The organism is Leptolyngbya sp. NK1-12, from assembly GCF_032598965.1.
Taxonomy (GTDB): Bacteria; Cyanobacteriota; Cyanobacteriia; order Elainellales; family Elainellaceae; genus Elainella.
This window is the reverse complement of the sequence record NZ_CP053586.1, coordinates 3235296-3257953: the sequence shown is the minus strand read 5'-3', so window position 1 is coordinate 3257953 and position 22658 is coordinate 3235296. Positions and strand designations below refer to the sequence as shown.

16 protein-coding genes are annotated in these 22658 nt (G+C 49.9%); 15 read left to right on the top strand and 1 reads right to left on the bottom strand.

Annotated features, from left to right (window positions below; genetic code table 11):
- From HJG54_RS13695 to HJG54_RS13640, 12 genes are all read left to right on the top strand, one after another.
- Complete coding sequence (locus HJG54_RS13695; RefSeq protein WP_316435556.1) at positions 1–846, top strand: class I SAM-dependent methyltransferase; 846 nt, start codon at positions 1–3, stop codon at positions 844–846.
- Positions 847–909: 63 nt separating this feature from the next.
- Positions 910–1905 carry a glycosyltransferase family 2 protein gene (locus tag HJG54_RS13690; protein WP_316435555.1) on the top strand — a complete coding sequence of 332 codons (996 nt, stop codon included), beginning with the start codon at positions 910–912 and terminating at the stop codon, positions 1903–1905.
- A gap of 25 nt (positions 1906–1930) precedes the next feature.
- Complete coding sequence (locus HJG54_RS13685; protein WP_316435554.1) at positions 1931–2932, top strand: glycosyltransferase family 2 protein; 1002 nt, start codon at positions 1931–1933, stop codon at positions 2930–2932.
- Positions 2916–4352, top strand: a complete 1437-nt coding sequence (locus HJG54_RS13680) for a glycosyltransferase family 4 protein (RefSeq protein WP_316435553.1) — start codon at positions 2916–2918, stop codon at positions 4350–4352. The genes HJG54_RS13685 and HJG54_RS13680 overlap by 17 nt, the downstream gene beginning before the upstream one ends.
- An 86-nt stretch (positions 4353–4438) precedes the next feature.
- Positions 4439–5728, top strand: a complete 1290-nt coding sequence (locus tag HJG54_RS13675; RefSeq protein ID WP_316435552.1) for a lipopolysaccharide biosynthesis protein — start codon at positions 4439–4441, stop codon at positions 5726–5728.
- Between the two features lie 9 nt (positions 5729–5737).
- On the top strand, positions 5738–6661 hold the full coding sequence (locus HJG54_RS13670) for a glycosyltransferase family 2 protein (protein ID WP_316435551.1): 924 nt from the start codon (positions 5738–5740) through the stop codon (positions 6659–6661).
- Positions 6662–6784: 123 nt separating this feature from the next.
- Positions 6785–7693 carry a glycosyltransferase family 2 protein gene (locus HJG54_RS13665; RefSeq protein ID WP_316435550.1) on the top strand — a complete coding sequence of 303 codons (909 nt, stop codon included), beginning with the start codon at positions 6785–6787 and terminating at the stop codon, positions 7691–7693.
- A gap of 196 nt (positions 7694–7889) precedes the next feature.
- Positions 7890–9002 (top strand): tRNA 2-selenouridine(34) synthase MnmH, encoded by a 1113-nt coding sequence (mnmH, locus tag HJG54_RS13660; protein ID WP_316435549.1) that lies wholly within the window; start codon positions 7890–7892, stop codon positions 9000–9002.
- Positions 8953–9933, top strand: a complete 981-nt coding sequence (locus HJG54_RS13655) for an RsmB/NOP family class I SAM-dependent RNA methyltransferase (RefSeq protein WP_316435547.1) — start codon at positions 8953–8955, stop codon at positions 9931–9933. The genes mnmH and HJG54_RS13655 overlap by 50 nt, the downstream gene beginning before the upstream one ends.
- Positions 9934–10109: 176 nt before the next feature.
- Entirely contained in the window at positions 10110–12443 is a 2334-nt protein-coding gene (locus HJG54_RS13650; protein ID WP_316435545.1) for a BRCT domain-containing protein, read from the top strand.
- A gap of 91 nt (positions 12444–12534) precedes the next feature.
- Positions 12535–16725, top strand: coding sequence for a DEAD/DEAH box helicase (locus tag HJG54_RS13645; protein WP_316435544.1), 4191 nt, complete (start codon positions 12535–12537; stop codon positions 16723–16725).
- A 347-nt stretch (positions 16726–17072) separates the two neighbouring features.
- On the top strand, positions 17073–18332 hold the full coding sequence (locus HJG54_RS13640) for an MFS transporter (protein WP_316435543.1): 1260 nt from the start codon (positions 17073–17075) through the stop codon (positions 18330–18332).
- Here the strand turns inward: HJG54_RS13640 and HJG54_RS13635 are convergent.
- On the bottom strand, positions 18275–19003 hold the full coding sequence (locus tag HJG54_RS13635; protein WP_316435542.1) for a glycerophosphodiester phosphodiesterase: 729 nt from the start codon (positions 19001–19003) through the stop codon (positions 18275–18277). The genes HJG54_RS13640 and HJG54_RS13635 overlap by 58 nt on opposite strands.
- 341 nt (positions 19004–19344) lie before the next feature.
- Between HJG54_RS13635 and HJG54_RS13630 the strand changes: the two genes are divergently transcribed.
- From HJG54_RS13630 to HJG54_RS13620, 3 genes are read left to right on the top strand one after another with little or no spacing between them, the layout of a single operon-like run.
- Positions 19345–20097: a phosphocholine cytidylyltransferase family protein gene (locus HJG54_RS13630; protein WP_316435541.1), complete on the top strand. Its 753-nt coding sequence runs from the start codon at positions 19345–19347 to the stop codon at positions 20095–20097.
- A 57-nt stretch (positions 20098–20154) separates the two neighbouring features.
- Positions 20155–21528 (top strand): aminoglycoside phosphotransferase family protein, encoded by a 1374-nt coding sequence (locus HJG54_RS13625; RefSeq protein WP_316435540.1) that lies wholly within the window; start codon positions 20155–20157, stop codon positions 21526–21528.
- Between the two features lie 57 nt (positions 21529–21585).
- The gene (locus tag HJG54_RS13620) at positions 21586–22644 is read left to right on the top strand and encodes a CDP-glycerol glycerophosphotransferase family protein (RefSeq protein ID WP_316435539.1); all 1059 of its coding nucleotides are present in this window, start codon (positions 21586–21588) and stop codon (positions 22642–22644) included.
- The last annotated feature ends 14 nt before the right edge of the window (positions 22645–22658 follow it).

Sequence of the window (22658 nt, the reverse complement as noted above, 5' to 3'; positions counted from 1 at the left end):
ATGTCTATCAAAATTGCCCGAGATGATAACAGAACACTAGAACAAATTAAACAGCATTATGAGCTAGAGAAAGGCTTAGCCCATCAGCTGAAAACGGCGGATAAACAGGAGCGTAAATATCTCTATACTGCTCTCTATGATCAGTTATTTGAACAGATTCCTCATCATCCCCAACTGGCTCGAAAAGCTGATGTAGCCGAGTCCCAGCAAGAGGTAAGCCGAAAGCTGAAATTACTAGCTCGGTATCTGGTTCCTGAGTTGGTGTTTCTAGAAATTGGGCCTGGTGACTGTCGTTTGTCCCTTGAAGTTGCTAGGCAGGTAAAAAAGGTTTATGCCATCGATGTGTCTAACGAAATCACCAAAAATCTCAATTGCCCAGACAACTTCGAGTTGATTATTTTTGATGGGTACACCATTCCTCTGCCAGCCAATATTATTGACCTTGCTTACAGTAATCAACTGATGGAGCATCTTCATCCTGATGATGCTGTGGATCAACTTTATGAGGTTTATCGACTGCTGAAATCAGGTGGAATCTATATCTGCATCACGCCCAATCGGCTTTCTGGGCCACATGATGTTTCAAAGTACTTTGATGAAACTGCTTCAGGATTTCATTTGAAAGAATATACCTGTACTGAATTAGCTGATTTGTTTTCAGTGGTTGGTTTCTCGAAAATAACATCCTATATCGGAGGCAAAGGGCTATATATGAAGTTTCCTTTAGCTTTGATTCAGTGGGTTGAGCGCTTTCTCAGTAGCTTATCCTTCTCGGTAAGAAGTAAGATTGCCAGAACTATGTTTTTTAGAGCACTGCTGGGAGTCATACTTGTGGCAGAGAAATAGAGCTGCCCTTCATTCATATCGTTTGTTCCTGCTGAGAGAGGCCATCTTCAGAATTTTCTAACTATGCCGAAAGTATCTGTGATCATTCCAGCCTATAACGCGATGGCCTATCTTCCGGAAACCATGACGAGTGCCCTGAGCCAAACCTTTGCTGATTTTGAGATGATCGTGATTAACGATGGCAGTTCAGATGGAATTGAGCAATGGGTCGCTCAACTCTCTGATGCACGAGTCAAGTTGATCTCTCAGGCCAATCAAGGACTGGCAGGCGCACGCAACACTGGCATTGCTCATGCGCAAGGGGAATACCTAGCTTTCTTGGATGCAGATGACCTTTGGGATGCAACTAAATTAGAGAAGCAAGTCCGGGTTTTAGAAGAGTGCCCAGAAGTTGGCTTAGTGTACACCTGGGTTGCTCTGATTGATCAGAATGGCCATCCTACAGGCAGAACATTTGAAAAGCATGTGGAAGGTTATGTCTGGCGAGAGCTAGTCGGATTCAACATAGTTGGATGTGGTAGCGTACCATTAATTCGGCGCTCTTGTTTGGAGCGGGTTGGCTGGTTCGATATTCAGCTCTCTAGGTTCAACATAAATGAAGACTGGGATATGTGGTTGCGGATTGCCGCTTTTTATCCTTTTAGGGTAATTAAGGAGCCGCTCGTCCTCTATCGACAGCATTTCAATAATGCTTCTAAAAACTGGCCAATGGTACAGAAAAGCTATGAAATTGTGATCGAAAAAGCCTTTGCCAACGCTACGCCGGACCTCTTGCCATTAAAGCAACAAAGCTACGCCTCGGCCAATCTCTGTTTAGCCTGGAAAGCAATTCAATCTCGTGAGCAAAATTATCGTCAAGCTATTGCATTTCGTGACGCGGCTGTACAAAGTTGGCCAAAGGTGCGATTTTCCAAAGAATATGTTCGTTTAACAGTAGCAATGATACTACTGCGCTGGCTTGGCTCTACTGGCTATCAGCAGTTTTTAGCCCTGTTTCATCAACTCCGACGCAGCGTTTCTGTAATTAGTCACAAGATTGTGATCAAAATAGCGGAGTGAATTTCCTGATATAGGAGAAAAGCCAATGCCAACTATTTCCGTGATCATCCCAGCTTATAATGCTGAACGAACTATTCTGGAGACAATTCAGTCCGTTCAACAACAGAGCTTTCAAGATTTTGAAGTGATTGTGGTCAATGATGGTTCAACCGATCACACGGCGCAAGTTGTTGAAGCAATTGGTGATGATCGCATCAAGTTATTCTCTTATCCAAACGCAGGATTATCGCTTGCTCGTAATCGTGGTGTTCAGCAATGTGGCGGCGATTATATTGCCTTTCTAGATGCCGATGATCTCTGGACAGCCGATAAGCTGGCATTGCAGTATCAAGCACTACAGCAGCATCCAGAAGCAGGTGTGGCTTATAGTTGGACTTGCTACATGTATGAGAAAAACAATACCTTAGAATTTCATCCCTGCCCGCCCATCCGATTTGAAGGTAACGTTTATCAGAAGCTATTAGTGGGAGATTTTATTTATAGCGGCTCAAATGTTCTGATGCGGCGAGAGGCGGTTGAAACGACAGGCGGATTTGACCCAGCCATGCCCCAATGTGCTGATTGGGACTATTGGTTACGGGCTTCGGTGCGATGGCCCTTCAGAGCGGTGCCGCAGTATCAAATTCTTTACCGACAGTCTGCTCAAGCCATGTCGGCTAAAGTTGAGGGTATGAAAATGGCTGCTCAGGCTGCACTTGAAAAAGCGTATCAAACAGCACCGCCGGAATTACAGCAGCTGAAACGGCAGACGCTGATCAGTTTCCATCAATACTGCACAGGTCTCTATCTGAATCACCAGCCTACACCTGAAGGACTGAGCCAAGCACAGGAGCATATATGGCAAGCAATTCAGCTTCAGCCCCAAGCCATACTCGGACGAGATATGCAACGCAGCATCGTCAAATTATGCCTCAGACGCATATTCCCGCCAGCAATTGCCAACCAAGTTCTGCAACGATTGAGCCAGACGCGCACCATTCCCGATCCCCGACTGCCTAGGAGTTTGGACCATGCTGCCAAGTCATAAAATCCTCACGGCAGAGCGCCAAACTGCTTGTCGTTCAACCATAGCGCTTCTACATTGCTACGACCTGATTGAAGATTTTTTGCAAACGCTCGATCTCTCCTTTCAAGAGTTTTGTGATCAATTTATGGGCAGTTGGATGTTTGGCTACATTACTGCCTTACAAAAAGCCAATGTCAGAGTAGTGCTGTTTTGCATCTCGGCTCAGGTGCAGACGCCCACTCGATTTCTGCATCGACCAACTGGCGCGACTATTTGTGTCTTACCACCCACCAAGCTATATCGGTTTTACCGCAAACTGCGTCGCCATTCCCTCAGTTTGTATGGAGCCGAAGCAGGGCAATCTTTCAAAGATATTCAGTCTGCCAGTTCCGGGCTGCGGGCAGGGCTGACGCCGATCAAAGACTTCCTAAAAAGTTTAGGCACCTACTGCTGTATGCCGTTGAATCTACTAGCTGATGAATTGCAGCGAGAAAACTGTCAGGTAATTTTATGCCAGGAATATGAGTACGCGCGGTTTGATGTTTGTGTACTGCTAGGCAAATGGTTGCGGCTGCCGGTATTTGCCACCTTTCAGGGAGGTGATCGCACGCAGAGTGGGTTAGAGGTGCCGTTGCGCTGGCTGACCTTGCAGCAGTGCACTGGGCTGATCATTCCCTCTCAACGAGAAATTGAGCGCGTCAGGCAACGCTATTCAATTGCAAACTGTCCCATCGCCAAGATCTTCAATCCATTTGATCCGAGTGTCTGGTCTACGCAACTTGCAAACAATCGGCAAGAATTGCGGCAACAGGCGCGGCAGCAGCTAGGCATTCCTGCTTCTGCTCAAGTCGTAATTTGGCATGGTCGGGTTGAAATTGAACGCAAAGGATTGGATATATTGCTAGCCGTATGGCAACAAATTCAGCAGCAGCGGCAAGGTCGCGATTTACGTTTGCTTCTAGTTGGAACTGGCAGCGACGCCCAGCAATTGCAGCAGCGGCTGGCAGCCAATCCCCTACCGGGGCTGGAGTGGCACAAGGAATTTATCCGCGATCAGCCACGGCTCGGCCAATATTTGCATGCTGCTGATATCTATGTTTTTCCTTCGCGGTTAGAGGGATTTCCGCTAGCTCCTCTGGAAGCGATGGCTTGTGGCCTTCCCATCGTGGCAGCAGATGCACCCGGAATTCCAGATATTTTGCCCGATGGAGAAGCGAATGGTGGTCTGGTGGTATCTCGTGGGGATGTGGGTGTTCTGGCTGATGCCCTGGGAAACTTGCTTGATGATTCTGGCTGGGCAGAGACACTCGGACAACGGGCCTATCAGCATGTTCAGTCCTTTTCAATGGAGGTAATTGGCCAGCAGTTACGGGAATTTTTGTTGTCTTCATCTGACCAGACTGACCTGCTAACGACTCAAAAAATTGAATCTACTGTTTAAAGACCAATTAAAGACCGATTAAAGACCAATTAAAGACCAATTAAAGACCAATAATTCCGTCGTAATTAGCTTCCATCCTTATCAGCATGTTGATCCACCAGTTTCGCGAGCTTTTCTCTAACCGATTTCTGCAAAATGTCGGCTGGTTGGGTGCAGCAGAATTGATCAATCGAGTGTTTCGCCTGGGCACAACGGTTACGCTGGCAAGGCTGTTTACAACTCAAGACTATGGCTTGATGGCAATTCTTTATACAGCATTTGATTTTGCAACGGTATTTACCTTGCGAGGTGGCATTGGTGCAAAGCTGATTCAAGCCGACAAACAGGATGTCGATATTTTAGCAGACACGGCCTTTTGGATTAATGTAATTCTTTGCGGTTTTGTATTTGTGATTCAATGCGCTATTGCGTTTCCGATTGCTCAGTTCTACAACAATCAGCAGTTGGTCTTACCGCTATGTGTCGCGGCATCAGTTTATTTGATGAGTCCATTCTATATCGTGCATTCAGCTTTGATTGAGCGAGAAAATCGCCTCAAAGTCATCGCGCTCTGCACTGCCGTTCACTCGATTTTGAATAATCTGGCGATTGTCGCTTTCACGCTGCTGGGCTGGGGAATCTGGGCGATCGTTTGGGCAATGGTGTTGACGACGCCGATTTGGATCGTAATCACTTGGAGGAACCAGGCTTGGCGGCCTCCTCGTCGGTTTCAGCTAGAGCAGTGGCAAAATATAGTCAACTTTGGCAAAAATTTGTTGGGAGTCGAGCTACTCAATAAGCTCAGAGGCAATTTTGATTATTTAGTAGTGGGGCGTTTTTTAGGAGTAGAAGCTCTGGGTCTCTACTACTTTGCCTTTAACGCCGGATTAGGCATCAGCATGAACGTGATCAATACATTTATGTCAGCCCTTTATCCCCATATTTGTGAAGTGCGCCATCAGTATGATCAATTTCGGCAACGCTATTATCAAAGCCTGAAGAAGGTGGCTATAATTGCCATCCCGCTGATTCTGATCCAATCGCTCCTGGCCTCCTTTTATGTGCCAATTATTTTTGGTGAACGCTGGGTGCCAGCAATTCCGATTTTAATTATGATCTGCCTCTCTGTTATTCCCCGCATCTTTTCCTGGGCTACCTACTTATTGCTAAACGCTATTGATAAAACCCATATTACACTCTACGTTGATATTGGCTTCACCGTAATTTTTGCGGCTTCAATTCTAATTGCCGTTCAGGTTAACCTGTATTGGGTGGCAGCGGCAGTGCTGTTCTCGCATTTAATAGTCTTGCCGATTTTTGCCGTTTTGGGGAATCGCTACGGATTGACCGAAAGGCTCCATTTCAGCTCGCTTGATCCAGTTCACCCTCCGCGATAGAGGATACCTATGCCGACTATCTCTGTGATTATTCCGGCTTACAATGCTGAAAAAACAATTTTGTCAGCTATTACTTCGGTGCAGAAACAGACCTTCTCAGATTGGGAAGTTATTGTAATCAATGACGGCTCCACCGACGGCACGGTTCAGAAGCTAGCATCTATCTCAGATCAGCGACTTAAAGTATTTTCCTATCCTAATGCCGGCGTATCTACCGCTCGCAATCGAGGGTTGGATCGGGCTAGCGGCGATTATATTGCTTTTCTAGATGCCGATGATCAATGGACAGCTGATAAACTAGAAGCTCAGCTTGCTGCTTTACAACATCATCCAGATGCAGGCGTAGCCTATAGCTACACACATTTTATTTTTGAGGACAAGGCAGACTCTTTTATTGAGGATTCTCAAGCTTACCAAGGGAATGTCTATGCGGACCTACTGCTGAAAAATTTTTTGCACAGTGGCTCAAATCCCTTGATTCGCAAAGAGGCCATTCTTTCGACTGGCAATTTCAATCCATGCCTGTCTTATGGAGAAGATTGGGAGTACTGGCTTAGATTAGCTGCAAAGTGGAATTTCGTTTTGGTACCCAAACCCCAAATCCTCTACTACCATTCACCGTACTCTGCTTCTAATCAAAATTTAGCAATTTTAGAAAGTTCCATGCTGCAAACCATCGATCAAATTTTTGCCGCTGCGCCTGCTTACCTTCAACCTTTGAAGCGACGCAGTTTATCCTGCACTTATCGATACTTAACTCAGCAGTATCTCCGTAACTGTAATGGAAATTTGCACAATATAAAATGCGCCGGGAAAAAGCTGTGGCAAGCAGTTTGTATTAATCCGAAAATTTTATTAGAGACATATACATTTAACTTGTTCAAGTGGTGGAGCAAAGCAGCAATATCAGTTTTGGCTCAACTCGCTCAATAATGTTCTTACCCACAACTTAATATTATTATTGCCTATACAGTGCAGCCTACTTGCAATCTAAAAAAATTCCGCCCTAAGAATTAATTTTAACCTCATTCCATCTAATTGAATTCGTGAACCAAGATGCCGATTATATCTGTTGTTATTCCAGCCTACAACGCTGAACAAACAATTTTAGAAACCCTTGCGTCCGTTCAGAACCAAACTTTTTCAGATATAGAAATTATCGTGATCAATGATGGTTCAACGGATCGAACTCTAGAGCTGGTGCAAAGCGTAAATGATTCACGCATCAAAATATTTTCTGATCAAAATGGTGGTCTTCCAGTTGCTCGCAATCGCGGTATCTCCTATGCGATAGGAGAGCTGATTACATTCATTGATGCGGATGACTTGTGGACGCCGGATAAACTAGAGCTTCAGCTTAAGGTCCTACAACAGCATCCAGAGGCAAGTGTTGCCTATAGTTGGTCTTGTTTAATCGGTCAAGAAGGTAGCCTTTTAGCTCGCTATCATCCTATCTATTTCCAGGGTGACGTTTACCATCAACTGCTGCTGAACAATTTTATAGCTAATGGTTCCAATATCTTGGTTTATAAAGAAGCGGCTGAGTCTATAGGAGGATTTGATTCAACACTTAAGTCGGTTGAAGATTGGGACTTTTATTTGCGGTTGGCAGCCAAATACCAATTTGTAGTAGTACCGGAATGGCAGATCCTCTATCGCCAATCACCAAATGCTATGACGTCCAAAGTTGAGGTGATGGAAGCAGAAGCGCTAAAAGTGATTGAAAAAGCTTATCGAAATGCTCCTTTGCAGTATCATTCATTGAAAAACCGGAGTTTGGCTTGGATTCACCAATATTGCACTCAGCAGTATCTCAAGAACAGTACCGATTTGCGAGGGGTGCAAATGGCAGCCTATAAACTGCTAACTGCAATTCGCTTCTACCCTCCGATCCTATTAGATGCTTATACACGCAACCTAGTTAAGTGGCTGATCAAGCGATGGATCATCTTAATGATTCATTGAAAACCTCTCCAAACTACAATGCAGTGAGTAGCTAAATTTCCTGTGAGCATGTTTGAGAAGGGTTAGCCCAACCAAAACCTAAGGCGAGCAAGACCAACGGCTCACTCGTCGGAATTTAAAACAATGCTGACTGCCCTTCCTGAGCCTTACCATATATAAAGGTAATCAAGAACTTAGCAAGTCGATTTTCTAGCACGTGTCTCAGTCTCTGTCAGTCAGCGAATTTCTCCATGCCCCGGGGCCAATTCTCGATGTGCGCAGTCCGGCTGAATTTGCCCAAGGCCATATTCCAGGGGCAATCAACTTGCCATTGTTTAGCGACGAAGAGCGGGCACAGGTGGGAACATGCTACAAGCAGCAAGGCCCCGATCCGGCAGTCGAGTTGGGGTTTGCTCTAGCTGGACCCAAATTTGCTGGATTCATTGCTGAAGCCAAACGGCTAGCCCCTGATCGTCAACTGCGGCTGCACTGCTGGCGAGGAGGAATGCGCAGCGAAGCAATGGCCTGGGTCTTGGGCATGGCAAAACTCGAGGTCACCTTACTCAGCGGTGGCTATAAGGCATTTCGGCGGTGGGCGCACCAGCAATTTGAGACTCCCAAACCGATTGTGATTTTAGGCGGCATGACCGGCACGGGTAAAACCGCAATTCTGATTGCGCTAGCCCAGCAAGGTGCCCAGGTAATCGATCTGGAAGGGTTAGCCAATCATCGGGGCAGTAGCTTTGGTGCTTTAGGACTGCCGCCCCAGCCCAGCAACGAACAGTTCGAGAACTTATTAGCGCTCCAGTGGGCCAAGCTCAACCCTAACCAACCTGTCTGGATGGAGGCCGAGAGCCGCCGGATTGGGCTGTGCCGCATCCCCGAAGCCGTGTTTCAGCAGATGGACTGTGCCCAGATTATCGAAATCCAACGACCTCGCTCCGAGCGACTGGCAGCTCTGGTAGAGATCTACGGCACGGCAGATCGGCAGGCACTGATCACGGCCACAGAGCGGATCCGCAAACGGTTGGGCGGGTTACGCACCCAGCAAGCCGTAGCGCTGCTACTGCAAGGTAAACTGACAGAGGCATTCGATTTGATTCTGGACTACTACGACCGCACCTACACCTACGATTTGCAGCGTCGCAATCGGCCAATTCAGCCAGTGGATATCACCGGGCTATCCGCTACCGAGAGCGCTGCCCTGCTGCAAACTCTACTGCCAGAAAGTTCATCAGAAAACCCACGGCTGCTCCTCTCTCCTTCTGTTGCGCCTGCTCATGGAACCCGCACCACGCCTGCTGCAAAAATTCAGTCAGAAGCTGTTTGACCAACCCGATCAGCAAAACCAGTTTCTGACCGCGCTGACTCATCCCCAACCCTTTCATCCCTGCATTCTCTGGCTGCAGCCAAAGCCAAACCCCTTTCCCTTTGCTGTCGAACCACCCATAGACTGGCAGCCTGACTTTGTAGATCGGCTAGCGTTGGGTGAAAAACCTGGCCAGCATGCCTTACACCAGCAGGGAGCATTTTACTGTCTGGATTTTTCTTCGGTGTTTGCAGCCTCGGTGTTGCTGACGATTCAGCAGCCGGTCAGCGTTGTGCTCGATATGTGTGCGGCTCCTGGTGGGAAAAGCATCTTTGCCTGGAAGGCCCTTCAACCCCAACAGTTGCTCTGCAATGAGGTGATCGGCAAACGGATGGGGGCATTGATCTCTAATCTGAAGCGCTGCCACATCCAACCCTCGTTCGCCTTTAGTTTGGATTCCAGTTTGCTGGCGGTCCAGCTTTCCCAGACTGCCGATCTAGTGCTAGTCGATGCTCCTTGTAGCGGCCAATCGCTACTAGCCAAAGGGGAAAAAAATCCCGGTTGCTTTCATCCGGTGACAATTAACAAAAATGCCAATCGACAAAAGCGGATCCTGGCTAACTCAGCCCAGACGGTTGCACCTCAAGGATTTCTGGCCTACATGACCTGCGCCTACTCGCCGCAAGAAAATGAACAGGTGAGCGAATGGCTGCTGCAAAAGTTTCCCCAGTTTCAGCCGGTTGAAGTGCCCTACCTGCGAGCCTATCAGTCTCACCTCACCGATTTGCCTTGCTACCGCATGTTTCCGCAGTCGGGTTTGGGAGCCGGAGCCTTCACCATCCTGTTGCAAAATACAGAAACTCCGACGGAACCGAGAACAATACAGAGACTAACTGACTTTTTAGAGCAGCATCCGGTAATTCACTCGATCGCCAAATTGACCCATATCTAGTCTGGTGTTTGCCAGAAGAGAAGAGTGCCTCTCCCGAGAACAGCAGTGACATGAGCAGCAGAGCACGCAACGCGTAAAATTGCAATAACGATTGAGTCGGGGGGGAAATTTCTCTGCTACCGTTGGCGATAGACGTGGGTGTGATCTGGCTGGAAACCATAGATGGGGGCTTAGCAATGGATGCTCAACTTTTGGACGTTCAACTGATTTACCAATTGGCAGGTGCAGCGGGTGTAGTAGGAGTATTGCTCGGCTTTGGTGTGTATCAGCGCAAAAAACGGCTGACGGCAGTGGCTCAGGCGCAAGAGAACCAGACTGCCCTAGAGCAGCAGGTGAACAAGCTAACGCAAGAGAAACAATCGCTGGTGGAGGCGCTGAAACTAGCCAAAGCTGCCGTGACGATGCAAGAAGAGCAGATCGGCACGCTGACGCAGGAGAAGCAGCAATTAACACAGCAGCTAACCGCGACCCAGCAGGAGCAAGCCCAAACCGTTGATGTACTTCAGCAATCCGTTGACACGCTCCAGCAATCCATCCAGCAACTAGAGCAAGAGAAACAACAGCTAGAAGTTGAGTTGCAACAAGCCCGCCAGTCGCTGCAACAGCAAATTGCCGAACTGGAGCAGAGCAAACAGCAAACCGAAGCACTCAACCACCGCCTCAGCTTAGAAGTCGAGCAAATGGCCGCCGAACTGCGCCAGCGCCAAGCCACCATTGCGGCCCTAGAACAGCAGGTGGAACAGCAGGTGGAGCAGCAAACTGCAGAGGCCGAACAGCAGCAGCAGCGCCTTGCCAGTTTAGAAGCAGACCTGCGGCAGGCGCAGGCCACCGAACCCGCTCTGCGCCAACAGATTGACCAGCTCAGCCAGGAAATTCAGCAGTTGCAACAAACAACGCAACACGACCAAGCGGCACTCGCGGCTATACGGCAGCAGCTTCAAGATATAGAACAGCAGAAATCAACCCTAGAGCAGCAAAACGCCCAGCTCGAACAAGACCTGCAGCAGAACCGAACTGCCATTAACACCCTGACTGAACAGCTGAATCAGCTCACTCAGGAGCGCGAACACCTGACCCAAATCGGACAGGCGGCTGAAGCCAGAATTACTACACTCGAAACCCAACTACGAGACCTAGAGCAACAGCGCGACGAACTGACTGCCACCTTTGAAACCCAACTGCGGGACTTGGAACAACAGCGCGATCAAGCCACCGCTACCCTACAAGCTCAACTGCGGGATCTGGCACAACAGCAAGATGGAGAGACTGCCACGCTGCAGTCTCAACTGCGGGACTTAGAACAACGGCGCGACCAAGCTATTGCTGCACTGCAAGCCCAACTGCAAGATTTAGAACAGCAGCGCGACGAACTCACCGCCACCCTGCAAAATGCCGAGGCTGTTCCTGCTGCATTGGGGCAACAAGTCCAACAGCTCACCCAAGAGCGGGATCGACTCAATCAAGCGCTGCAGTCCAGTCAGGCCAGCATTGCCACGCTACAGCAGCAGGTCGAAGCTCTGACGCAGCAGAAAGATAGCCTGACTGGTGAACTGCAAACCGCTAAGCTGAACGCCCTATCCCTCGATGAGCAGCTCACTACGCTGCATCAAGACCACGAGCAGCTCAACCAAGCCCTACAAGCCGCCACAGTGAGACAAACGACCCTAGAGGAACAGCTACAAACTTTAGAACAACGCAACGCAGAACTGAGCGATGCCCTGCAGCAAGCCGAAGCTCGTCCCCTTGGCCTTGAGCAGCAGATCAGCCAGCTTTCTCAAGAACGTGATCAGATCAACCGCAGGTATGAGGCCGATCAGGAGTTGATTTCCAGCCTACAAGCTCAGCTCCAGGGTTTACAGCAGCAGCTCCAGGATCTGGAACGCCGCAAAGCCGAGCTAGAAGAAGCGATGACACTGGCTAGAGAGGTTGTATCGACGCTGGAACAACAGGTGAATGACCTAATGCAAGACAAGCAAGAGCTTGAGAGTGAATTAAATCAGCTCAAACAGCATTCGTTAGAAGTAAGCCAGCCGGTAGAATTAAGGGAAGTGATTCAGGATACACAGCAGTCTAAGCAAACGTCTACACAGTCGGAACCTAAAGCAGAACAGCTCAAAGGTCAAGCAAGCCGTCAGTTTAAACCAGCGCCGCAGCCACAACTAGACTCTGAACCAGCCCCCGAATCAAAACCCGAACCAGAGACAAAACTACAGCCACAGCCCAAATCCGAACCCGGCTCCGAACCGGCCCAAACCCCATTAATGGAGAAACCATCTCTGGAAGGAAAGAGCTTTGTGATTACAGGGCGGCTAAAAATGTCGCCGGAAAAACTACAGGCCCTGATTCAGGAGGCTGGTGGCCGAATTAACAGTATGCCCAGTTCCAAAACTAGCTACATTGTGGTGGGAGAGAATCCGGGCAACAAACTGCAAAAAGCCGAGAAATACAAAGTTCCCCAGCTCACAGAAGCGCAATTATTGGAACTGCTCAATATCCAGCCTGACTCTTAGCAACCCTTCTAGTCTCACCCATCCCCAAAGTAATTCAAACTAAAGTAATCTTCGCCTATTCACTTATCTGCTCATTTACATTTTCGTCTGTATGTCCACTCTTTCTCCCAATCCGGTCTCGCGTCACTCGCTGGTCGAAAAATATCATGAATTACCGTCTCTAGAGCAGTTCATCGTGCAGTTGTTCTCAGTGATTTACGAGCCGATTAGCCGAGCGACGGTGGCGCTGTGCTTAAATCAGTTAGCAGTGCAGAATAAACAGGGGAAGCATTTTACTGGCCCAATCCTTAAACCCTACATCGATCGGTTGCTGGATCTGGGTGTGTTGGTGCAGGGTGGTGGCCTCGGACCCCAATGCCATCCGCTGCTAACCGAGATTGCCACTCGTGATGCTGTCAGGCTCGGTCGGTTTGAAATCCTGGCTCAGGCTGTACAAGGATGTATCCCAATACCGTTGCGCTGGAAGGGCGGGCCGCGTGCATTTAGTAATGAGCGTCAATTGATTCGAGAAGTGCGGATTGGGATTTACCGAAATGATATTCAATATATTCATCAACAGCTAGAAGCCTATTACAAATACAGTTATAAAAAAGATAGACTTAGCCTAGAGGAAATCTATCAGCGCATCTGCGATAATCCTTTTGATCCGCAGTGGTTTGGTACCCTGCCGCCAGAATTGTATGAGCCAGCACTGGCGAGCATTTTGAACTTGTCGATGCTGAGATTGACGCCTGCGGACGAAGCGTTTGCCTTACTCCAGCAAACCTGTGCCGCTCGAACTGGCTCAGATTCACTGCGCGTTGTCCTATTCGAGCAACTGATGCTGCGGGGCCGATGCTCAGACGCGGCACAACTCCTGGAGCAGTTTGGCGAACCCTATCGCAGCCGTTCTAAAAACCTCCAGGGCTGGCTGGCGTTTGCGCAGGGCGATTATTCGCAGGCAATTGCGCTCTATACTGCCGCCGTACAGGATCTCAAAGGCAGCGGCAAAAAGAAAGTCTACTTTCAATCGATCAGCGGGCTGTTTTTTATCCTGGCTCTGCTGCAACAAAACACCCCCGGCAGCCTCAGCAGTGCAGAAACCTATGCCAGCGTGGCCCGTCAGGCGAAACATTGGCTCAGCCCTACCTACCGCATCCTAGAGAATGTGGTACAGGTGCAGCAGGGCGATCTGGCCAAACGCGAAGTCATTCTCAACACACCGATTGCGCCCCACGAACTGACCCAGAGCCTGGAGGTGTTGCTGTGCTCCCTTTGCCTCTACTGGGTGGATGCGGATCAGGCCAAGCGCCATCTGTTGCGATTAGTGGAACCGCTCTATCAGCAAGCCGAGGCCGCTGGTTACGCCTGGATAGCCCGCGAGGCGGTTGCGCTGTTGGCCCGACTGAAACCCAGTCAATACGGTAAACGAGCAGCCCTGCAACAAACCAGCGTTCCACCGCTGGTGGATTTGATTCAGCCGCAGGACGCCTGGGAGGTTTGCCTGAATGCGCTGGTCAACCTCAACCAAGCCTCAGAATCGCCGGTTACTGCCAAACTAGAAACCAATCAACGCCTCGCCTGGTTGATCACGCTCTACGGAAGTTCCTGTATGCTGCAACCGCGTGAGCAGTCGCTTAACGCCAAAGGCGAGTGGAGCAAGGGCCGCCCAATTGCGCTCAAACGTCTGAAGAACAGCGCCGATGAGTTTGGCTACCTCACGGCTCAAGATCTGCGGGTTTGCGCTCAAATCAAAATCCAGTCCTACGGCTGGGGCAAAACCGACTACACGTTTGGCGACAAGGCCGTGGCAGCTCTGATTGGCCATCCCTTAGTGTTTTGGGAAGATATTCCCACGACGCGGGTTGAAGTGGTGAAAGGCGAACCGGAACTAGTGGTCAAAAAAGCCAAGGGCGAACAGCTGATTCTCCAGTTTGTGCCGGAGCTGAAGGAGAGCCGCGACATTTTGCTCGTGAAGGAAAGCCCAACCCGCCTCAAGGTGATCGAAGTAACGCCGGAGCATCGCCGGATTGGCGAAATCTTGGGCAAGCAGAACCGTTTGGAAGTACCAATGGCTGCTAAGGAGCGCGTCTTAGCTGCAATCAATGCCGTCTCCGGTATCGTGACGGTGCATTCCGATATTGGCGGTGGCAGGGCCAGTGCTACCGAAGTTCCCTCCGATCCTAAGCCTCATCTGCATTTGCTGCCAGCGGGAGCCGGACTCAAAGTCGCCATCCTGTCGCGTCCCTTTGCAACGGGTGGCCCCTACTACCATCCAGGCAGCGGCGGCGAGACGGTGATTGCAGAGATTGACGGCCAGCGGCTACAAACCACGCGCGATCTGGCCCAGGAGAAACAATTGGCAGATGCAGCAGTAGTGGCTTGCCCCACTTTGGTGCAACAGGATGAACAGGAGGGTGAATGGTGGCTAGGCGATCCAGAAGCTTGTTTGGAGCTATTGCTGGAATTGCAGGCCCTCAAAGACAATGTGATTCTAGAATGGCCCGAAGGTGAAAAACTGCGCGTCAGTCAGCATGCCGGCCTGAAGGACTTTAAGCTAATCATTAAACGCCAGAATGACTGGTTTGATACCCAGGGCGAGCTGAAACTGGCCAATCAGCAAGTGCTCGACATGCAGCGGTTAATGGAGCTGTTGCAGCAGACTCCCAGTCGGTTTATTCCGCTAGGCAATGGGCAATTTCTGGCCCTGACTCAGGAGTTTCGCAAGCGGTTAGACGAACTGCGAGCCTTCTCGGAAAAATCCGGCCAGGGACTGCGGCTACATCCATTGGCGGCACTGGCGGTGGAAGACTGGATCGACGAGGTGGGCAACCTCAAGGCCGATAAGCACTGGAAAGCTCACATCCAGCAGCTCAAGCAAATTCAAACCCTGGAGCCGCCCCTGCCTTCGACGCTGCAAGCCGAGCTGCGCGACTATCAAATCGACGGATTCCGCTGGCTAGCGCGATTGGCGACCTGGGGCGTCGGGGCCTGTTTGGCGGACGACATGGGCTTGGGCAAAACCTTGCAGGCGCTGGCGGTGATCCTGACTCGCGCGGCAGCAGGTCCAACCCTGATTGTGGCTCCCACCTCGGTCTGTATGAACTGGATTAGCGAAGCGCAACGGTTTGCCCCAACGCTGCATCCAATCCAGTTGGGCACGGGAGACCGCCAGAAAGTGCTGAACCATCTGCACCCCTTCGACCTGTTGATTTGCAGCTATGGTTTGTTGCAGCAGGAAGAGGTAGCCGAAATGCTGGCTCAGGTGCAGTGGCAGACGATTGTGCTGGATGAAGCTCAGTCGATCAAAAACTTCGCTACCAAGCGCTCTCAGGCGGCGATGAATCTGCAAGGTGGCTTTAAGCTGATCACCACCGGCACGCCGATCGAAAATCATTTGGGCGAACTGTGGAACCTGTTTCGCTTCATCAATCCGGGCCTACTCGGTTCGCTGGACCATTTTAATCAGCGTTTTGCCATCCCAATCGAGCGCTATGGCAACAAACAGTCCCGCCACCAGCTGAAAAAATTAATTCAACCCTTTCTGCTGCGGCGCACCAAAAACCAGGTGCTGGCCGAACTGCCCTCGCGTACAGAAATTCTGCTGCATGTGGATCTGAGCCAGGAGGAAGTGGCGTTTTATGAAGCGCTGCGGCGGGAAGCAATCACCAAACTGGCAGAGAGCGACGCCACGGCAGGGCAAAAACATCTGCAAGTGCTGGCAGAAATCATGCGGCTGCGGCGAGCCTGTTGCAACACCCAATTGGTCAACCCCGCTCTGACGCTGCCCAGCTCGAAGCTGAATCTGTTTGGGGAAGTGCTGGCCGAGTTATTGGACAATCGGCACAAGGCCCTGGTATTCAGCCAATTTGTGGATCATTTGCATATCCTGCAACAGTATCTAGATGCTCAACAGATTCGGTATCAATATCTAGATGGCAGCACTCCTGCCGCTGAGCGCAAAAAGCGAGTTGATGCGTTTCAAGCTGGTCAAGGCGATGTGTTTTTAATCAGCCTCAAGGCAGGCGGCACCGGATTGAATCTCACAGCAGCCGACTATGTGATTCACATGGACCCCTGGTGGAATCCGGCAGTCGAAGATCAGGCCAGCGACCGGGCACACCGAATTGGACAACAGCGCCCGGTGACGATTTACCGACTGGTGGCGAAACATACAATCGAAGAGAAAATTGTGGACCTGCACCAGCACAAGCGCGATCTGGCCGATAGCTTGCTAGAAGGAGCCGACCTCAGCGGCAAAATGTCTACCGACGATTTATTGCGGCTAATCCAGGCCGGGTGAGGGCCTACTCGCCTGAGCGAGGTCGTTTTGCTCCCAAGCTGGATGCAAGCACTCTCAGCAGGGTAACCCGTTTATGAGTACTGTCTCATGAATTCCTTAAATGCATTTCATATCAATGTTGCAATCTAGAACTTGAGCTGTTCTCGATCTTCAGGAAAAAACTGTCATTTGTCTTCTATAACCTATTCGCGCTGATAGCGATTTTTCTGTTTAACCTTTTTCTGCGTCGTTTCATCGCTCTGAAACCGCATCCTAGGGAAAGGTGCTTTCACCTGATATATACCGTCTTTACCTCAATGACAGCTAAACAATCTCCGCAATCCTCGCCCCCCGCTAGGAATCTGGCAATGCTGGCCATTGTTGCCGAGGGATTTTTATCCCGCCTCAGCTTTGGCATCATTAGTCTAGCGTTGCCGCTCTATGCCCATCGCCTAGGATTAAGCCTATTTGAAATTGGCATGCTGATGACGCTCAACCAGGCTGTGGCAATGGCGTTAAAACCAGTCATGGGTTGGGTGGCGGATCGGGTTGGACTAAAACGCAGTTTTACAGCCGCTATCTTTTTTCGCAGTTTGATTGCGCTATGTTTGGTGGTGGCCCAGTCACCTTGGCAACTGTACGGCATCAAGTCAATCCACGGTGCCTCAAAAGCGCTACGCGATCCAGCCGCAAATGCCCTGATTGCAGAGCAAGGCGGGAAGAAAGCGATTGCCTCTGCCTTTGCTTGGTATCATACCGCCAAGATCGTCGCAGGTTCGATGGGGAAAGCAATTGCGGGTATCCTGCTCACTCTCACCGCTTCTAACTTCTCCTTAGTATTTAATATTGCCTTTCTGCTGTCGTTACTGCCGCTCTACAGCGTTGCTCGCTACGTCAAATCCGATCGCAGGTGCGGTCACAAGTCAATTCACGATGCCGCTCGTCCTGCAAGGGCTGGGAGCAAGGCTGGCCCTGTCAGCGTTCCTGCCAAAGTCGCTCCTCCTGCCGCCATTATCGAGCCGAGTGTTTCAGCCAGTTCTAAAGGAGTAATTCTATCCTTTAGCATTCTCTCGTTTGCAATTAATGGCACGGCAGAGATGTTGCGCGGTCTGTTTCCGATTTTGGCAACGGAATATGCCGGTTTAAACGAAGCAGAGACGGGATTGATCTATACGGCCTCAACGGTGATTGTGCTGGTTTCCGGGCCAATCTTTGGTTGGCTGTCGGATCACGGGCGACAAGAGCTAGTTCTATTAGTTCGCAGTTTGGGAAACATTCTGTCTTCGATCGTATATATTTTGGCTCCCGATCTGGCTGGCTTTATGGTTGGCAAACTAGCAGATGATGCCGGAAAAGGCGCTTTTCGTCCAGCCTGGGGCGCGCTCATGACCCATGTCTCTAGTTTTGACCCCCGACGGCGGGCACAGACGATGAGTTGGATGCTGCTGGGAGAAGATGCGGGCGCGATTGCCGGACCTGTTCTGGCCGGTCTCCTCTGGAGTACCTGGGGACTGTCAGTCATGCTGGGGGTGCGCGTCCTGCTCGCCATTGCCACCGAAGCCTATACGATTTATCTCAGCCGTTCTATCTCAGCCTTTGAACGGCCCAAAGCGGCCAGCAACAGATGAGGAAAGTCAATCGTCATGCCATCAGCTTGAGCATTCAGCGCATTCTGCATTGCCGCCTCATCGGTTACTTTCCAAGCTCGCACTTCTAGACCCATAGCGTGTAAATCAGCCACTAGTGCTGCAGAGAGGCTGGCAGCCGGTAGACAGATCTGCTCAAAACCAGCGGCAACAACTTGGGCAAGCGTGGCCGGGTCAATATTGGCCGTCAACCAGCCGACTCGTGCTGTTGGGGCTTGAGTTTTAATGGCTTGAACCGTCCCAAACTCAAAGGCTGTAAACGTCACCTGATCGAGTAAGCCCAGCGCAATTACCTGCTCTAATACCTGAGTTTCTAGCCCCGATTGTTTTATTTCTAGAACCCAATGGGTGCACTTCCCGTAGCGTTTTAGGGTTTCATCCAAACGGGGCACTTTGGCATGGCGATATTGCGGATCAAACCATGACCCTGCGTCTAACTGCTGCACCACGGACCAAGCGGTCTGGTCGATTGCGCCGTTTCCGTTGGTGGTTCGCTCTAGCCGACGGTCGTGCATGAGAACGAGTTCGCCATCACCAGTTACCCGAATATCAGTTTCAATGGCATCTACCCCTAGAGAGAGCGCCAGATCAAACCCTTCCCAAGTATTTTCGGGGGCTAAGGCCGCTGCACCACGATGTCCGATCACCTGCATACCATCTCATCCGCCCAGAATTGCATCACCATCAATCGTAGCAATCGCTACTAACTGTGAGGATTTTCTCATCCCCGTTTCATACCCGTTCCATCTCAGCCAGATTAAATCAGCATTAAGAGCAGATTAATCGCGATCGAAACAAAACGGAGTTAGATCAATCAACCGCATGAGAAATTTCTCACGCTTGCCTCATGTTTAGCTAACGACCTTCGGTCAAGATTAAAGCAAGGTTAATAGAAGGCGAATTTAAGTTTAATGATCCGTTAAGCTCTACCTGTCGAATTCAGTCATTCAGCTCAAAAGTTAAGCTCCCTCATCACTCAAGGAGGATACTCACCATGCAGGCGATTATCTTAGCAGCAGGTTGTGGTTCACGATTGGCAAAAGCTCTCAAAGGTAAACCCAAGTGTTTAGCGCCCTTAGAGGATGGCATTCGGTTGATTGAATATCAGCTCGCTGTTCTAAATAACTTTGGCATCACCGATATCTGCATCGTTCTGGGCTATCGCGCTCATGAAGTATACCGCGCTGTTGGTGATCGCTGTCACTGCATTATCAACCGACGCTATGCTGAGACAAACAGTCTTTATTCACTGTGGCTGACTCGAAATTGGGTTCAAGATGATTGCCTGATCATGAACAGCGATGTCCTAGCGCATCCCAAAATCTATAAACGATTGTTGAATTCCGCTGGCAATGCCTTGACCTACGATTCCTGGTCAGGTCGTGATCAGGAGCATATGAAAGTATCGTTCCACGAGAAAAAACTCCAGCAGATCAGCAAATCGCTGTCTCTAGAAGATTCTCAAGGTGAAAGTCTGGGGCTGCTGAAGTTGACCGAGGCCAGCATGAAAGCGCTGTTTACCGAAGCTGAAACGGTTTTGAAACTCGGTGGTGAAAACCAGTGGGCACCCGCAGCAATTGCCCGGCTCGCTCAGCAGCAGACGATTGTTGGAATCGATGTGGCTGGACTGCCCTGGGTTGAAATCGATTTTCCTGCCGATTTACACCATGCTCGGCAAACCGTTTGGCGGATGATTCCAACTGCTTCTCTCCCGCAGCTAACAAAACGCCAGCATCGTGTCGGTTAACGATTACCGAAACCTACACATTTCGTACATCCCGAATTTCTGTTTAGGAATACTATCATGAGCTACTCTGATGATCCGGTTTATCATGCTGTCCAGCAAATTAATCACCCTACAGCCATTGAACCGATTTTGATCGATACCTGGAATCACTGGTTAGGAGAGACGCCCGAAAGTCTCAAAGTGAAGCCAATTTTGACATACTACCGTCCGTTTAATTGCGCCCGCGTGGTCGCAGAGGTAACGGTATTGACTAGCAACGCTGCAGAGCCGCTGAAATTGCACATGTTTTTTCACAGCTTCGCGGATCCGGACAAGGTTCGTCATCAAGTTAACAAGGGTTACGAACTAGCAGTCCCTCCCAACGCTGTTTTGCCCGTTTTCGCAATCAATGCTTGGCAAACCGTGGTTTGGACATTGCCCCATGCCCCATGCCTACCCGAACTGACCGAACTCCTGCAGCCTGACTACTTCTGCCCGCTGCTGATTGCTCCGGATGATCTGCCAATCAATCCAAACGACTATCCGGCCCCGCAGATTTTCCGCTATGTGCCGTTCAAACGCGCCATCTTGACTTGGGACGCTCCTAATGGCAAGCATCGCTACTTCGTCAAACTCTGCCAGGAACTGGAGTTCACTCAAGTCGTTGCTAACTTTCAGCAGATCTATGCGCAATCGGATCAGCTCAGCTTTAAAGTGCCAGAACCCATTGCGGCCGATCCTGTATCTCGGACCTTTTCGATGCGGGCACTCCCCGGACAGCAGTTTACGACGGTGATGTGCCAAGCTCGACCCCAACTAGAGCCCTTCAAGCGAGTCGGACAAGTTTTAGCGGAACTCCACCAAACCCATTTGCATCCCATTAGCGTTTGGACACCTGCAAAGGAATTCAGACTCTTCAACATCGCCATGGCGGACGTGAAACTGGCGTTGCCCCATTTAGCCCCATCGATCGATTGGATTAGCAATCAACTAACTGAGTTAGCAAATCACATTGATTTTTCCAGTTCCTATCCTATTCACGCCAATCTATTCGGTGATCAGATTCTCTACAGTGGTGATCAAATTGGCATCGTCGATTGGGATACCTTATCCTTGGGTGATCCCCATTACGATGTCGGACGATTGATTGCCCACTTTCTATACTTAGCCGGACGCGAGCAGCTTGCAACTAAAACCGTTAAAACCTGCATTGAAGCGCTACTGGAAGGCTATGAATCAGCAATTACCTGGCAGCTTGATCGCACCTGTCTGGCTTGGCATGTGACGATGCAAATCCTGCTACGCGGCAAGATTTCCTCGCTGCGGAAATTACCTCCCCATTGGCAAGAGGATTTAGAGTTTGTCGTGGCTGAAGCAGAATGGCTGCTGGCAGGCTGTAGTCAATACATTGTGCTACCGCCGCTTTCCCAATGTTTTATCGCTGCATCATAATTTTTTGACCTGACAACGCTCTTCCCTAACTGTCTCTGAGAAGGATACCTTGTTACTATGACCACCAAACGGATTGCTTTCTATCTCCGCTCTTGCGGTAACTTGCATTATTTCGCTGCGATTAAACCCTACTTAAACCACTTTGTTCAAGCAAATCATCACCAGGTTTTTCTCGCTGTTACTCAAATTAACGAAGATTGGTTACAAAATCCAGAGTATGCAGGATTCACCCATCTATTCACCACCGATTGTGACCTAGATAGCTACGATCTCGTCGTCACACCTTCCTTTCTGCGGCCAGAGGAGCGCAGTGACCGGACTCCGGCGGTTCAGATCTTTCACGGCATGTCCGATAAACCATTCACCTACGAACGCGACTTCAGCAACTATCTTCTCTGTCTCTGTGTAGGGCAACGCCAAGTCGAGCGCCTCTTGCAAACACCTTGTAATCAAACAATGCAATGGACACTGATTGGCTATCCCAAGTTTGATCACCCTCCGACGGCTGCGCCATTGTTTGAGAATAATCGCAAAACAATCATCTACTGTCCTACTTGGCGGAAGGAAAACATTAGCTCTATCGAGATCTTTCTCGATCACGCCGATGTCATCGAACAGCTCACCCAAGATTACAATCTGATTGTCAAGCCCCATCCCAATCTCTTTAACCCCGATCGCCAGTTTTATGATCCCAGTATCGTTGATCGCTTGCAGCAGCTTCAGCAGTTGCCCAATCTGAAATTGATTCGCTCTGGCAACGTGATGCCCTGGTACGCCCAGTCGGATCTATTCATTGGCGATATTTCTGCGGCAGGCTACGAATGGCTCTATTACAACCGCCCGATGATATTTCTGAATCCCCAGCCCGGTGTGCTGCAACCGAGCACGGATGTTGCGTCCATGACGTACCTCTGGCAATGTGGCGAAGTCTGCCATGATATGCGGCAGATCAAGTCTTTGGTGGAGGCTAACCTAGCCGTCGATTCCTATCAAACCATGCGCGAATCCCTGTTGCACTATAGCGTATTCAATCCTAGAGATAATCAAGCGACCCAACGCGGCATTGCGGCAATCGAACGCCTTTTGTCTCGGCAACCCTCAATGGTTCATATATAGACGTTCATCGAAAG

Bases quoted from the DNA above. Each gene is read 5' to 3' on its own strand.
- HJG54_RS13640 (WP_316435543.1), top strand. From the start codon at position 17,073: ATGCTGGCCATTGTTGCCGAGGGATTTTTATCCCGCCTCAGCTTTGGC.
- HJG54_RS13680 (WP_316435553.1), top strand. From the start codon at position 2,916: ATGCTGCCAAGTCATAAAATCCTCACGGCAGAGCGCCAAACTGCTTGT.
- HJG54_RS13650 (WP_316435545.1), top strand. From the start codon at position 10,110: ATGGATGCTCAACTTTTGGACGTTCAACTGATTTACCAATTGGCAGGT.
- HJG54_RS13665 (WP_316435550.1), top strand. From the start codon at position 6,785: ATGCCGATTATATCTGTTGTTATTCCAGCCTACAACGCTGAACAAACA.
- HJG54_RS13685 (WP_316435554.1), top strand. From the start codon at position 1,931: ATGCCAACTATTTCCGTGATCATCCCAGCTTATAATGCTGAACGAACT.
- HJG54_RS13625 (WP_316435540.1), top strand. From the start codon at position 20,155: ATGAGCTACTCTGATGATCCGGTTTATCATGCTGTCCAGCAAATTAAT.
- HJG54_RS13630 (WP_316435541.1), top strand. From the start codon at position 19,345: ATGCAGGCGATTATCTTAGCAGCAGGTTGTGGTTCACGATTGGCAAAA.
- HJG54_RS13690 (WP_316435555.1), top strand. From the start codon at position 910: ATGCCGAAAGTATCTGTGATCATTCCAGCCTATAACGCGATGGCCTAT.
- HJG54_RS13655 (WP_316435547.1), top strand. From the start codon at position 8,953: ATGGAACCCGCACCACGCCTGCTGCAAAAATTCAGTCAGAAGCTGTTT.
- HJG54_RS13620 (WP_316435539.1), top strand. From the start codon at position 21,586: ATGACCACCAAACGGATTGCTTTCTATCTCCGCTCTTGCGGTAACTTG.
- HJG54_RS13670 (WP_316435551.1), top strand. From the start codon at position 5,738: ATGCCGACTATCTCTGTGATTATTCCGGCTTACAATGCTGAAAAAACA.
- HJG54_RS13645 (WP_316435544.1), top strand. From the start codon at position 12,535: ATGTCCACTCTTTCTCCCAATCCGGTCTCGCGTCACTCGCTGGTCGAA.
- HJG54_RS13635 (WP_316435542.1), bottom strand. From the start codon at position 19,003: ATGCAGGTGATCGGACATCGTGGTGCAGCGGCCTTAGCCCCCGAAAAT.
- HJG54_RS13675 (WP_316435552.1), top strand. From the start codon at position 4,439: ATGTTGATCCACCAGTTTCGCGAGCTTTTCTCTAACCGATTTCTGCAA.
- HJG54_RS13695 (WP_316435556.1), top strand. From the start codon at position 1: ATGTCTATCAAAATTGCCCGAGATGATAACAGAACACTAGAACAAATT.